At 61.5% G+C, this 13,332-nt stretch carries 12 protein-coding genes; 1 reads left to right on the top strand and 11 read right to left on the bottom strand.

The window, feature by feature from the left end; genetic code table 11:
* Positions 1–18: 18 nt before the first annotated feature.
* From HBO12_RS13550 to hutC, 8 genes are all read right to left on the bottom strand, one after another.
* Positions 19–1,542, bottom strand: a complete 1,524-nt coding sequence (locus tag HBO12_RS13550; RefSeq protein WP_170042373.1) for an HAL/PAL/TAL family ammonia-lyase — start codon at positions 1,540–1,542, stop codon at positions 19–21.
* 135 nt (positions 1,543–1,677) lie between these two features.
* A complete protein-coding gene (locus tag HBO12_RS13545) occupies positions 1,678–2,502 on the bottom strand; it encodes a quaternary amine ABC transporter ATP-binding protein (protein WP_169955663.1) in 825 nt (274 codons plus the stop codon).
* The gene (locus HBO12_RS13540) at positions 2,499–3,350 is read right to left on the bottom strand and encodes an ABC transporter permease (protein ID WP_076961686.1); all 852 of its coding nucleotides are present in this window, start codon (positions 3,348–3,350) and stop codon (positions 2,499–2,501) included. The genes HBO12_RS13545 and HBO12_RS13540 overlap by 4 nt, the downstream gene beginning before the upstream one ends.
* Positions 3,351–3,421: 71 nt before the next feature.
* Positions 3,422–4,390: an ABC transporter substrate-binding protein gene (locus HBO12_RS13535; RefSeq protein ID WP_169955662.1), complete on the bottom strand. Its 969-nt coding sequence runs from the start codon at positions 4,388–4,390 to the stop codon at positions 3,422–3,424.
* A 68-nt stretch (positions 4,391–4,458) separates the two neighbouring features.
* Entirely contained in the window at positions 4,459–5,928 is a 1,470-nt protein-coding gene (locus HBO12_RS13530) for a purine-cytosine permease family protein (RefSeq protein ID WP_170042372.1), read from the bottom strand.
* A 175-nt stretch (positions 5,929–6,103) separates the two neighbouring features.
* The gene (gene hutU / locus HBO12_RS13525) at positions 6,104–7,789 is read right to left on the bottom strand and encodes a urocanate hydratase (RefSeq protein WP_170042371.1); all 1,686 of its coding nucleotides are present in this window, start codon (positions 7,787–7,789) and stop codon (positions 6,104–6,106) included.
* Between the two features lie 391 nt (positions 7,790–8,180).
* Positions 8,181–8,741: a HutD/Ves family protein gene (locus tag HBO12_RS13520; protein WP_169955659.1), complete on the bottom strand. Its 561-nt coding sequence runs from the start codon at positions 8,739–8,741 to the stop codon at positions 8,181–8,183.
* Positions 8,738–9,517 (bottom strand): histidine utilization repressor, encoded by a 780-nt coding sequence (hutC, locus tag HBO12_RS13515; protein WP_169955658.1) that lies wholly within the window; start codon positions 9,515–9,517, stop codon positions 8,738–8,740. Before hutC ends, HBO12_RS13520 begins: the two co-directional genes overlap by 4 nt.
* 78 nt (positions 9,518–9,595) lie before the next feature.
* Here hutC and HBO12_RS13510 point away from each other — a divergent pair, with 78 nt between their 5' ends.
* Positions 9,596–10,960 (top strand): formimidoylglutamate deiminase, encoded by a 1,365-nt coding sequence (locus HBO12_RS13510; RefSeq protein WP_170042370.1) that lies wholly within the window; start codon positions 9,596–9,598, stop codon positions 10,958–10,960.
* A gap of 205 nt (positions 10,961–11,165) precedes the next feature.
* Here HBO12_RS13510 and HBO12_RS13505 read toward each other — a convergent pair whose 3' ends face one another.
* From HBO12_RS13505 to HBO12_RS13495, 3 genes are all read right to left on the bottom strand, one after another.
* Positions 11,166–11,735, bottom strand: coding sequence for a lipocalin family protein (locus tag HBO12_RS13505; RefSeq protein WP_032862264.1), 570 nt, complete (start codon positions 11,733–11,735; stop codon positions 11,166–11,168).
* Positions 11,736–11,765: 30 nt separating this feature from the next.
* Entirely contained in the window at positions 11,766–12,020 is a 255-nt protein-coding gene (locus HBO12_RS13500; protein ID WP_038445326.1) for a lipoprotein, read from the bottom strand.
* A gap of 239 nt (positions 12,021–12,259) precedes the next feature.
* Positions 12,260–13,273, bottom strand: coding sequence for a class 1 fructose-bisphosphatase (locus tag HBO12_RS13495; RefSeq protein WP_032862268.1), 1,014 nt, complete (start codon positions 13,271–13,273; stop codon positions 12,260–12,262).
* Between the last annotated feature and the right edge of the window lie 59 nt (positions 13,274–13,332).

Raw genomic sequence — 13,332 nt, 5'->3', positions numbered from 1 at the left:
CTCCTTTTGAAATAGGGTTCAGTGCAAATTCGGTAAAACGTGGTTCAGCAAATCAGGGGTGTTGAGCAGCTTTGCGGTGGTCGCGATATCCGGTGCCAACCAGCGGTCCTGCTCATAGGCCGGGACGTGCTCGCGCAGCAGGCGCCAAGCCGCGTGGGTGCCGGCGCCGAAGCCTTGGTGTTTGAGGAACTCAAAGGCCTGGGCCGCCAGCAGGTATTCGATGGCGAGGATCTGGGTGACGTTTGCCAGCACCGAATGCAGCTTGAGCGCAGCGTTGGTGCCCATGCTCAGGTGGTCTTCCTGCAGGCCCGAGGTGACGAAATTGTCGAGCACCGCCGGCTGCGCCAGTTGACGATTCTGCCCACAGAGGGAAGCGGCGACGTACTGCACGATCATCATCCCCGAGTTGACCCCAGGGTTGCTCACCAGGAACGCCGGCAAGCCGCTGACGTGAGGATTGATCAGGCGGTCCAGGCGGCGCTCGGCGATGGAACCGATCTCGGCCATGGCGATAGCCAGCATATCCGCCGCCAGTGCCACGGACTGCCCGTGGGGGTTGGCCTGGGACACCACGTGGTAGTTGTCTGGCGTGCCGAGCAGTAACGGGTTGTCGGTGGCGCCGTTGAGTTCGGTTTCAATCTGGCGGGTGGCGTGTTCCAGCTGATCGCGGGCGGCGCCGTGGACCTGGGGGATCGAACGGATGCTCAGCGCGTCCTGGGTACGAATGCCCCGGCTGGCGGCAATCACCTCGCTGCCCGCGAGCAACGCCCGCAGGTTGCTGCCGACCTGCTGCATGCCAGGGTGTGGCTTGAGGGCAATGATCTGCTCGTCGAACGCATCGATCTGCCCGCGCTGTGCTTCAAAGCTCATGGCGCCGATCACATCGGCCCATTGCAGCAAATGGTGGGCATCGGCCAGGGCCAGGCAGCTCAGGCCGCTCATGCACGGCGTGCCATTGACCAGGCACAGGCCGTCCTTGGCGCCGAGCACCACCGGCTGCAGGCCTTCGGCGGCCAAGGCGGCCTGGGCGGTAACGATCTGGCCGCGATAGCTGACATTTCCTACACCCAGCAAGGCAATACCGATATGGGCCATATGGGTCAGGTAGCCCACCGAACCCTGGGACGGCACCTGCGGGGTAATGCCATGGTTGAGCAGCGCCAGCAACGAATGCACCACCTGCGGATGCAGGCCGGACTTGCCCTGGCTGTAGTTGAGGACAGCGGCGCAGATGATGGCGCGAGTCTGCTCATCGGTAAGCGGCGCACCGACACCGCAGGCGTGGCTGAGCAAGGTATTGCGCGACAGCTGGCTCAGTTGCTCGCCCTTGAGCGACACATTGCACAACGCGCCCAGACCGGTGTTGACACCATAGGCGCGCTCGCCGCCGGTGACGATGCGTTGCACGATGGACTGGGCATTGTCGATGCGCGCCCAGGCCTGGCCCGACAGCGCAAGCTCGGCGCCGAAGCGCGCGACGGCGACCACGTCCTGCCAGTGCAGGGGGGTGTCGGCGATGACGATTTTTTTAGCCTGGGACATCTTCATACCTTCTTCAAATTTTTGCGGCCTTGCCGGCCTCTTCGCGAGCAAGCCCGCTCCCACATTTGGAATGCGTTCCCCTGTGGGAGCGGGCTTGCTCGCGAAGAGGCCGGCCAATTCACCACAAGGCTCGGTTCAGACCACCGCCGCCCGCCGCTGAACAAACCGATCCACGTACTCATCGGCCGGCGAATGCAAGATCTCCCGCGGCGTGCCGACCTGGATCAGCTTGCCGTCCTTGAGGATCGCGATGCGATTGCCGATGCGCACGGCCTCGTCCAGGTCGTGGGTGATAAACACGATGGTCTTGTGCAGGGTCTTTTGCAGTTCCAGCAACTGGTCCTGCATCTCGGCGCGGATCAGCGGGTCGAGGGCACTGAACGCTTCGTCCATCAGGATGATGTCGGTGTCAGCCGCCAGGGCCCGGGCCAGGCCCACCCGTTGGCGCATGCCGCCCGACAACTGGTGCGGGTATTTGTTTTCATACCCCTTCAAACCCACGGTTGCGATCCAGTGCAAGGCACGCTCGGTGCACACTTGCTTGGTTTCGCCGCGCACTTTCAGGCCATAGGCCACGTTGTCCAGCACGCTCTTGTGCGGCAGCAGGCCGAAGCTCTGGAACACCATGCTGATCTTGTGCCGACGGAACTGGCGCAAGGCGTCCATATCCAGTTGCAGAATGTCTTCGCCGTCCACCAGGATCGCGCCGCTGGTGGGGTCGATCAGGCGGTTGAAGTGGCGCACCAGGGTGGACTTACCGGAACCCGACAGGCCCATGATCACAAAGATCTCGCCGGTGCCGATGCTCAGGGACAGGTCATTGACCCCCACCACGCAACCGGTCTGCGCCAGCACCTGGTCCTTGGTCTGGCCCTGGCCAATCAGCGCCAGGGCTTCCTTGTCACGGGCGCCGAAAATCTTGAATACGTTTTTAACTTCGATCTTGCTGACAATAGTCATTTGCTCGCCTCATGCCGTGGACGACCATAGGCCTGGGTAATGCGGTCGATGACCACTGCGAGAATCACAATCGCCAGGCCAGCCTCCAGGCCGCGCCCGACGTTAAGGGTCTGGATGCCCACCAGTACGTCTTCACCCAGGCCACGGGCGCCGATCATCGAGGCGATCACCACCATCGACAGGGCCATCATGGTGGTCTGGTTGATCCCGGCCATGATGCTCGGCAGGGCCAGCGGCAGTTGCACGCCAAACAGCTGCTGCCAGCGGTTGGCGCCAAAGGCATTGATGGCTTCCATCACTTCCCGATCCACCTGGCGAATGCCCAGGTCGGTCAGGCGAATCAATGGCGGCGCGGCGTAGATCACCGTAGCGAAAATCGCCGGCACCTTGCCCAGGCCAAACAGCATCAATACCGGGATCAGGTACACGAAGCTGGGCATGGTCTGCATGATATCCAGCAACGGCATCAGCACCGAGCGCAGGCGATTGCTGCGCGCCGAGAGGATGCCCAGGGGAATGCCGATCAGCACCGAGATCACCGTGGCCACCATCATCAGCGCCAGGGTTTGCATCAGCTTGTCCCACAGGCCGACCGCGCCCACCAGGAACAGCAGGCCGACGATCACCGCCGTGGTCAGCACCTTGCGGGTGGCGTGCCAGGCAACGCCGCCGACTATCGCCAGCATCAGCCACCAGGGCGCCGCGCGCAGCAGGCCTTCCAGGTTGACGATAGCCCACAGCAAGGTGTCGGAAATCTGCCGGAACACATCGCCGTAGTTGGTCACCAACCCATCGACCCAACCGTTGACCCAGTCGGCGATGGAAAACGTAAAACTCTCAGGAAACATAACGTGCTCTCGATCCAGTGGAGTGTGGCCGGTGTCCGGCTGCCTGTTCAGGGTAGCCGGGAGCACTGTGCCTACAAGGCCGCGTCTATTTTCTTGGCTGCGTCTTCACTGACCCAGGCGTGCCAGACCTCCGGGTGCTCCTTGAGGAAAATCTTCGCCAGCTTCGACGAATCAATCCGCTCTTTGCTCATGCGCGCCAGGTTCTGGTTGAGCAGGTCGATCGGCAGGTTGACCTTCTCCAGCACCGCCACCAGTTCCGGGGCCTGCTCGTGGAACGTCTTGGACAGGCCGACCTTGATGGTCACGCTTTTATCCACGCCGGGTTTTTCGTCGAGCTTGACCAGGTCCACCTGGCCCATCAGTGGCGTCGGCGACCAGTAGTAGAACAGGATCGGTTCGCCACGCTTGTAGCTCGACAGCACCGCTGCATCCAGCGCCGGGCCGGTGCCTGGGCGGAAGTTGGTGTAGGAATTTTCCAGGCCGTAGCTCTTGAGCATTTCGCTGTTGTCCAGCTCGCAGGTCCAGCCGGCCGGGCAGTTGTAGAAACGGCCTTTGGCGGGCTCTTCCTGGTCCTTGAACACTGCGGAATACTTGGCCAGGTCGGCGATGCTTTTCAGGTCCGGGGCCTTGGCTTCGAGCTTGCGCTTGGCGTCGCCTTCGATCACGTAGCGCGGCACGTACCAGCCTTCAACCGCGCCGACCACGGGCGCACCGACACCCACGACCTTGCCGGCCTTCTCGGCCTTTTTCCACACTTCACTGCGGCCAACCCACTCTTCGGCGAAGATCTGGATATCGTTACTGCCCAGGGCGTTTTCCATGGTGATGGAATTGCCCGGCAGGCTATCGGTTTTACAGTCGTAGCCTTTTTCCAGGACCACTTGCAGGACGTCAGTCAGCAACATGCCGCTTTCCCAGTTCAGGCCGGCGAACTTCACCGGCTTGCCCGACTCGCACCAGCCGGCCGCCTGGGTGGCGCCAGCGCTGGCCAGCAGGCCGGCGGCGAGCAATGGGGTCAGCAGGGTCTTATGCATTCTCATTATGTGACGCTCCCAATCATGAAATGGATTACGGCAGTCAAAAGGCATCCTGCCTTGTCCACGTCCCATCAGGCTTGTGCACTCAGCCCGTTGTTTTTAGGGGTAACTTGGGGTGCAGCGCCCTGCTCTACCGGCAGGATCAGCCGCTCAGGAATCGCACCGTGCCATTTTTTCGCACACACGTAATACAGGGCGGCGGGCAGTACCAGGCCAATGATCCAGGAAATATCCACACCCCCCAGGCTGGCCACCAGGGGACCGGTGTAGAACTTGGTGGCGATGAACGGCAACTGCACCAGCACCCCGAACACATAGACGCTGATACCCAGCGGGTTCCAGCGGCCGTAGCGACCATTTGGATCGGCCAGCGCCGGCACGTCATAGCGATCGCGGGTGATGCAGTAGTAGTCCACCAGGTTGATCGCGCTCCAGGGCGTAAAGAACGCCAGCAAAAACAGGATGAAGGACTTGAACGCACTGAGGAACGAGTGCTGCCCGAGCAACGCGATCAGAGTCGCCGCACCGACGATGGCCAGCACGAAAACCAGGCGCTGCATGCGCGACACCTCCATGCGCCCGCGAAAACCGCTGACGATGGTCGCAATGCACATGAAGCTGCCGTAGGAGTTCAGCGTGGAAATGGTGACTTTGCCGAACGCGATGCTGAAATACAGCAGTGCCGCCGTAGCCCCCGTGCCGCCCAGGCCCACGATGTAGGCCACTTCGTTACCGGCAAATTTGCCGTTGGACATCGCAGCGGCAAACACACCGAGAATCATCGCCACCTGTGCGCCAATGACCGAGCCGGCGCCTGCGGCCAGGAAGGTTTTCACCGAGGACGTGTTGCGCGGCAGGTAGCGGGAATAGTCCGCCACATAGGGCCCGAAGGCGATCTGCCAGGAGGCCGCGAGCGATACCGCGAGTAGGAAGCTGCTCCAGCTGAAGTGACGGATTTGCAGGAGTGCGCCAACGTCGGTCTGGCTCATCAGGCGGCTGAACAGGTAGACAAAGGCAATCACGCCAATGACGCTGGCGACACGGCCGATGAAATGGATCACCCGGTAACCGAGCACCGTGACCAGCACGATGACACTGGCGAAAATCAGAATGCCAACACTGTCGCTGACCCCAAACAACTGGCCCAGCGCCTGGCCGGACAGCACGGTCCCGGTGGCGGTGAAACCGAGGTACATCAAGCACACCAGCACAATCGGGATGGCTGCGCCATACACACCGAACTGCACCCGGCTGGAAATCATCTGCGGCAGGCCAAGCCTGGGCCCTTGCGCCGCATGCAACGCCATCACGCCGCCGCCCAGCAGTTGACCGACCAACAGACCGATCAACGACCAGAACACATCCCCGCCCAGCACCACGGCCAGGGCCCCGGTGACAATCGCGGTGATTTGCAGGTTGGCACCCATCCACAGGGTGAACTGGCTCAATAGACGACCGTGTCTTTCCGCTTCCGGGATGTAGTCGATCGAACGCCTTTCGATCAACGGGGTGGAGCTTGCACGCGCGTCTTTTGCAGCCATGGGTATTCAACCTCTAATGGATTGTTTTCGGTGGTGCGGCTCAAACATGTTTCAAATACACAGCAGGTCAAATGTGGGAGCTGGCTTGCCTGCGATTGCATCACTGTGATCTGCCTGACAGACCCAGTCGCCCGCATCGCAGGCAAGCCAGCTCCCACAGGAACCGAGCCAGGCGCTACTTGATCATTGGCAGGTTCAGGCCCTGCTCCTTGGCGCAATCGATCGCGATCTGGTAACCCGCATCGGCATGACGCATCACCCCGGTGGCCGGGTCGTTGTGCAGCACGCGGGCAATGCGCTCGGCGGCTTCGTCGGTACCGTCGCAGACGATGACCATGCCGGAGTGCTGGGAGAAGCCCATGCCCACGCCACCACCGTGGTGCAGCGAAACCCAGGTCGCGCCGCTGGCGGTGTTGAGCAGGGCGTTGAGCAGTGGCCAGTCGGACACGGCGTCGGAACCGTCCTGCATGGATTCGGTTTCGCGGTTGGGGCTTGATACCGAGCCGGAGTCCAGGTGGTCACGGCCGATCACTACCGGTGCCGACAGCTCGCCGCTGCGCACCATTTCGTTGAATGCCAGGCCGAGCTTGGCGCGCTGGCCCAGGCCAACCCAGCAGATGCGCGCCGGCAGGCCCTGGAAGCTGATGCGCTCGCGCGCCATGTCCAGCCAGTTGTGCAGGTGGGCGTCGTCGGGGATCAGTTCTTTGACCTTGGCGTCGGTTTTGTAGATGTCCTGCGGGTCGCCCGACAGTGCCGCCCAGCGGAACGGGCCGATGCCACGGCAGAACAGCGGGCGGATGTAGGCCGGTACAAAGCCTGGGAAGTCGAATGCGTTTTCCACGCCTTCTTCCTGCGCCATCTGACGGATGTTGTTGCCGTAGTCGAAGGTCGGTACGCCCATTTTCTGGAAGTCCAGCATCGCCTTGACGTGTACGGCCATCGACTGCTTGGCGGCCTTGATCACGGCGGCCGGTTCGGTCTTGGCGCGGGCGCGGTATTGGTCCCAGGTCCAACCGGCGGGCAGGTAGCCATTGAGTGGGTCGTGGGCGCTGGTCTGGTCGGTGACCATGTCCGGGCGCACGCCGCGCTTGACCAGTTCCGGGAGGATTTCGGCAGCGTTGCCCAGCAGGGCGATGGAGATGGCCTTGCCTTCCTTGGTGTACTTGGCGATGCGCGCCAGGGCGTCGTCGAGGTCGCGGGCTTGTTCGTCGACATAACGGCTGTTCAAGCGGAAATCGATACTGACCTGCTGGCATTCAATGTTCAGCGAGCACGCGCCGGCCAGGGTCGCGGCCAGAGGCTGGGCGCCGCCCATGCCGCCGAGGCCGGCAGTGAGCACCCAACGGCCCTTGAGGTTTGAATCGTAATGCTGGCGACCGGCCTCGACGAAGGTTTCGTAGGTGCCCTGGACGATGCCCTGGCTGCCGATGTAGATCCAGCTGCCGGCGGTCATCTGGCCGTACATGGCCAGGCCCTTGGCATCCAGTTCGTTGAAGTGCTCCCAACTGGCCCAGTGCGGCACCAGGTTGGAGTTGGCGATCAACACACGCGGGGCATTACTGTGGGTCTTGAACACGCCGACCGGCTTGCCCGATTGCACCAGCAGGGTTTCGTCGTCGTTCAGGTTGGTCAGGCTTTCGACGATCTGGTCGTAGCACTCCCAGTTACGCGCCGCACGGCCGATACCGCCGTACACCACCAACTCTTTGGGGTTCTCGGCCACTTGCGGGTCGAGGTTGTTCATCAGCATGCGCAGCGGCGCTTCAGTCAGCCAGCTTTTGGCGGTGAGCGTGTTGCCACGGGCGGCGCGGATTTCAACGTCGCGGTACTTGGTAGGCTTGTTCTGGGAAAAGTCAGTCACAAAAAACTCCTCAGCAATCGATGCGCGAACACGATGGTGCGAAGAGGATGTTTAGCGACTCTTATGCACACACCTTTACTTGTACATACAAGCATATGCAATCGAGCGGCCAACTTGATGAGGGAGAGCTTAAGATTTTTTGGGGTGGGCGTGCAGGCCTCTGAAATCAAGGCTTGGGGGCTTGATAAAATTTCTTAAAGCACTGGTTTGGACAGTTGGGGAGTTGTTACAAAAGCAGGGTATTGCGCCATGCTGGGGCATTCGGTAACAACTTGGTGCGGGACTGGAAACAGATTGTGCAGCCTATACATAACCCATGTGGGAGCTGGCCTGCCTGCGATAGCCATTTGTCTGACACACCGCAATCGCAGGCAAGCCAGCTCCCACATGTTTAATCGCGCGCGGTCAGTTCGATCAGGCAGCAGCGACCTGTCACGCTGATATCCAGCAAGTCACTGTTACCGTCCACCTGCAAACAATCATGATGGCCCAGCACTTCGCCCAGCACCTTCACCTCATCGGCCACACTGAACACCAGCACGGTGTGAGCGGTACTGAAAAACTGCTGCACTCCGTCCACCCATTGCAAACGTGCGTGGTAACGCTGGGGCGAATAGATCAGGTTGAAGTCGCGAATCGGCCCGGTGATCAGGCGGCACGCCACCTGGCTTTCACCCTTGAAGGCAAACGGCTGCAGAGGCAGCAGGCCGCGCTGCTCTTCGCCGTCCACCGTCAGCACCATGCCGGCACCCTGGATCACGGTGATGATCCGCTGATACCCGGCAAACGTGGAAAAACCACCCGACTCGCCGATGTCGGCAATCGACAGGCGCCAGCCAAAACCGTCGAGGCCCAAGCCTGCATCACGGGTGATTTCTTCGGTGCTGCCACCGCCGTTTTTCCACGGCATGCGTACGTAATCGGCGGCGCGCCAGACCTTGACTGCACTCATTTGCTGAAGCGTCCTTCGAGGCTATGCCGGGAACCTGGGTGGATCAGCCGCGCAGCGGTCACCGGCTGGCGCCCAGACCAGGTGCGCCGGCGAATCAGCAGGCACGGCTCGCCGGCCTCGATCTGCAGCAGCTTGCATTCCTGCGGGTCGGCCAGGATCGCTTCCACCACATGCTCACCCTCGGTCAGCGGCGCCACCTGGTTGAGATAGGCGTAGGGGGTTTGCTGGGTGAAATCCTGTTGCAGGTACTGGGGGGCGACCAGGGCGTTGACGAAACGGTCTTCGATTTGCACCGGGATATCGTTTTCGTAGTGCACGATCAGCGAGTGGAACACCCGCCCGCCTTCACGCATTTCCAGGGCCACGGCGCGCTCGGAACCAGCAGCCTCCTCGCCCAGGGTAATCACCTTGCAGGTGTGGCGATGGCCGCGGGAGGCGATCTCATCGGCGATGTTATGCACCTCGAACAGCGCCGACTGGCTCTTGGGCTCAGCAACGAAGGTGCCGACGCCTTGCATGCGCACCAGCAAGCCTTCGGCGGTCAGCTCCCGCAGGGCGCGGTTGATGGTCATGCGGCTAAAGCCCAACTGGTTGACCAACTCGCTTTCCGACGGCACACGATAGTGCGGCGGCCAGTTGCCGTTGAGAATCTGCTGGCTGATCATCTGCTTGACGCGGGCATACAAGGGCGCCGGACTTTCGTCCATGTGGGCAGCCAGCGGGGACTTGGCGGGCGGAGTCGGCACGGGGAATCCTTGCAGGAGGAAAAGATGCATAGATTGCCGGAGTTTACCGAGCAGGCAAACGTCTGTATATGTATATACAAATAAACACACGACCGGGGTGCCTTGATCATGTCCGCTTTCTTTGCCGAACGCGCGCTGCTGCCTAATGGATGGGCCACTGATGTACGCCTTGAAGTCAGCGCCGATGGCCTGCTGACCAACGTGACGGCCAATGCCAGCGCAGACGGCGCCGAACGACTGAGAGGCCCTGTGTTGCCGGGCATGCCGAACCTGCACTCCCATGCGTTCCAACGGGCCATGGCGGGGCTGGCGGAAGTCGCCGGCAACCCCAATGACAGCTTCTGGACCTGGCGTGACCTGATGTACCGCATGGTCGGCCAGATCAGCCCCGAGCAATTGCAGGTCATCGCGCGCCAGCTGTATATCGAGATGCTCAAGGCCGGCTACACCTCGGTCGCCGAGTTCCACTATGTGCACCACGATATCAGCGGCCAGCCTTACAGCGACCCCACCGAACTGTCGCGCCAGATCAGCCTGGCCGCGGCCAGCAGCGGGATCGGCCTGACCTTGCTGCCAGTGCTCTACAGCCACTCGGGCTTTGGCGGCCAGGCGCCGAACGACGGACAGCGCCGCTTTATCAACAGCACCGATAACTACCTGGAGCTGCAAGCGCGCCTGCAACCGATCCTGGCGGCACAACCGGCCCAGCAACTGGGCCTGTGTTTCCACTCATTGCGCGCGGTAACGCCGCAACAGATCAGCGCAGTGCTGGCCGCCAGCGACCAGGCCTGCCCGGTGCACATCCACATCGCCGAGCAGCAAAAGGAAGTCGATGACTGCCTGGCCTGGAGCGGCAAGCGCCCACTGCAATGGCTGTATGACAATGTGCACGTCGACCAGCGCTGGTGCCTGGTGCACGCCACCCACGCCAACCCCGACGAAGTGACATTGATGGCCAACAGCCGGGCGATCGCCGGGCTGTGCCTGACCACCGAGGCCAACCTGGGCGACGGGATCTTCCCGGCGGTGGACTTCCTGGCCCAGGGCGGGCGCATGGGGATTGGGTCGGACAGCCATGTGTCCTTGAGCGTGGTCGAAGAACTGCGCTGGCTGGAATACGGCCAGCGCCTGCGCGACCAGCGGCGCAACCGGCTGTATCGCAGCGATCAACCGATGGTCGGCCGCACCCTGTATGACGCAGCCCTGGACGGCGGCGCGCAGGCGCTGGGGCAACCGATTGGCCGCCTGGAAGTCGGCAAGCGTGCGGACTGGCTGGTGCTCGATGGCAATGATCCGTACCTGGCGACGGCCCATGAGGATGGCATTCTTAATCGCTGGTTGTTTGCCGGAGGGGATCGGCAGGTGCGCGATGTGCTGGTCAACGGCCAGTGGGTGGTGCGCGATGGGCATCATGCGGGCGAGGAAGAGAGCAGCCGGGCCTTCACGCAAGTCCTCAGAGACCTACTGTCTTAAGAACAACACATAACCCCTGTGGGAGCGGGCTTGCCCGCGATAGCCGTGTGTCAGTCGAAATCGTCATCGACTGGCCCGCCGCCATCGCAGGCAAGCCAGCTCCCACATTGGGTAGTGTGGTGCCCTTCTGGCTTTGCAAAAAACCAGCAAAAAAAGAGCGGGCTTTATGGCATGCCCGCCCTTCTTTACTCGACCTTGTTTCGGGTTACTGCGAGGTCTTGGCCATCTGTTTGTCCGACGTACGCCAGATCAACCGTGTGGTGTCGTAACCCTGCTGGCGCGCCCGGCTCAGCAGGTCTTCACGGGTGTCGGCGCTGACGGTCGGCGTGCGTGACAGCAGCCACATATAGCGCCGGCTCGGGCTGCCGACGATGGCGGTCTTGTAGTCATCGCTGACATACAACACCCAGTAATCGCCCTTGGCCACGCCCGGTAGCAACGCGGTGAACCAGTTATTGAATTCGACCCACAGCTTGTCGGTCTTGCCCGGTACCTGCGGCGTGGCCGTGCCCTTGGCTTCTTCCCACTTCCACTCGGTGGTCAGGCAACGGTTGAACACTGACATGTCGCCATCGGGCAACAGGGAGTAGCGGGCCTCGGATTGCGCGCAGTTGCGCTGGAAGTACATGGGCAAGCGGGCCAGTTCGTACCAGGTGCCCTGGTAACGCTTGAGGTTGACGCTGCCGACAGTCTTGGGTTGCAGATCATCGCCAGAATGGCTGGCGCAGCCTGCCAAAAACAGGCTGGCGCAAAGGTATAAAACGAAACGCATCATTCTTCTTCTCCCGCAGGCTTGCGCCCCGGTTTACTTCAGGCCTTGCCCGGAAAACATCAGAACTTTGTCACCGGCGTACTGCACGCTGATAAAGCTGTTTTTATCGCCCCAGGTGCAACTGGACATGCCCAGTGCGCCAGAACAATCGGTGGGCTTGCCCAGCAACGACTCCACCTCGGCCTTGGCCATGCCAGCCGAGAGCTTCTGGTAATTTTCCTGGGTGACCTTGCTGCAAGCGGCCAACAGCACGCAAAAGCACAAGAGGGCGAGACGGCGTAACGACATGGTAGAGCTCCTGGAGGGACACGCAGCAGTGGGGGTCTGCCAGAAGCTTAGAAGGGAAAAGGGGGGTCTGGTTCCCGCAAGGCAAAAACAAAAAAAGCCCCGAATCGCTGAAACGTTTCGGGGCTTGATCTGACGTGCAAGGTTCACTGTAGGAGCGAGCTTGCTCGCGAAAAAGGTACAGCCAACGCAGCAATGCGCCTGGAATACTTTCGCGAGCAAGCTCGCTCCTACAGAAGGCGTTAAGCCTTCTTGTGGTAACCGGTCACACGCGCCACTTCTTCCTTGGACCCCAGGAACACCGCCACACGCTGGTGCAGGCCTTCAGGCTGGATGTCGAGGATGCGCTGGTGGCCGTCAGTCGAGGCACCGCCCGCCTGCTCAACCAGGAACGACATCGGGTTGGCTTCGTACATCAGGCGCAGTTTGCCCGGCTTGGACGGCTCGCGGCTGTCGCGTGGGTACATGAACAGGCCACCACGGGTCAGGATGCGGTGTACGTCGGCAACCATCGCGGCCACCCAGCGCATGTTGAAGTTTTTCTTCAGCGGGCCTTCTTCGCCTTCCATCAGCTCGTTGACGTAGCGCTTGACCGGTTCTTCCCAGTGGCGCTGGTTGGACATGTTGATCGCGAATTCCTGGGTCGAGGCAGGAATGGAGATGTCTTCGTGAGTCAGCACGAAGCTGCCCATTTCGCGGTCCAGGGTGAAGCCCTTGACGCCATCACCCAGGGTCAGCACCAGCATGGTCTGCGGGCCGTAGATCGCGTAGCCAGCGGCAACCTGTTCGGTGCCTGGCTGCAGGAAGGCCTTTTCGTTCAGCGCTTCGTTCTGGCTCAGGTATTCGTTAGGGCAACGCAGCACCGAGAAGATGGTGCCGACTGGCGCGTTGATGTCGATGTTCGACGAGCCGTCCAGTGGGTCGAATACCAGCAGGTACGCGCCTTTAGGGTATTTGCCCGGGATCTGGTAGGCATTGTCCATTTCTTCGGACGCCATGCCGGCCAGGTGACCGCCCCATTCGTTGGCTTCGAGCAGGATTTCGTTGGAAATCACGTCGAGTTTCTTCTGCACTTCGCCTTGCACGTTTTCAGTGCCCATGCTGCCCAGGACGCCGCCCAGCGCGCCCTTGGACACGGCGTGGCTGATTTCCTTGCAAGCACGCGCCACCACTTCGATCAGGAAGCGCAGATCGGCAGGGGTGTTGTTGCTGCGGGTCTGCTCAATCAAATAGCGACTCAGGGTAACGCGGGACATGGACGGCTCCGGAGAATGGGGGGGCTAAAAACCCGCGCAGTTTAGCGCGAGTCGGGGCG

Origin of the sequence: Pseudomonas sp. WS 5059 (genome assembly GCF_012985525.1) — a bacterium.
Taxonomy (GTDB): Bacteria; Pseudomonadota; Gammaproteobacteria; order Pseudomonadales; family Pseudomonadaceae; genus Aquipseudomonas.
This window is presented reverse-complemented; position numbering and strand designations above follow the sequence as displayed.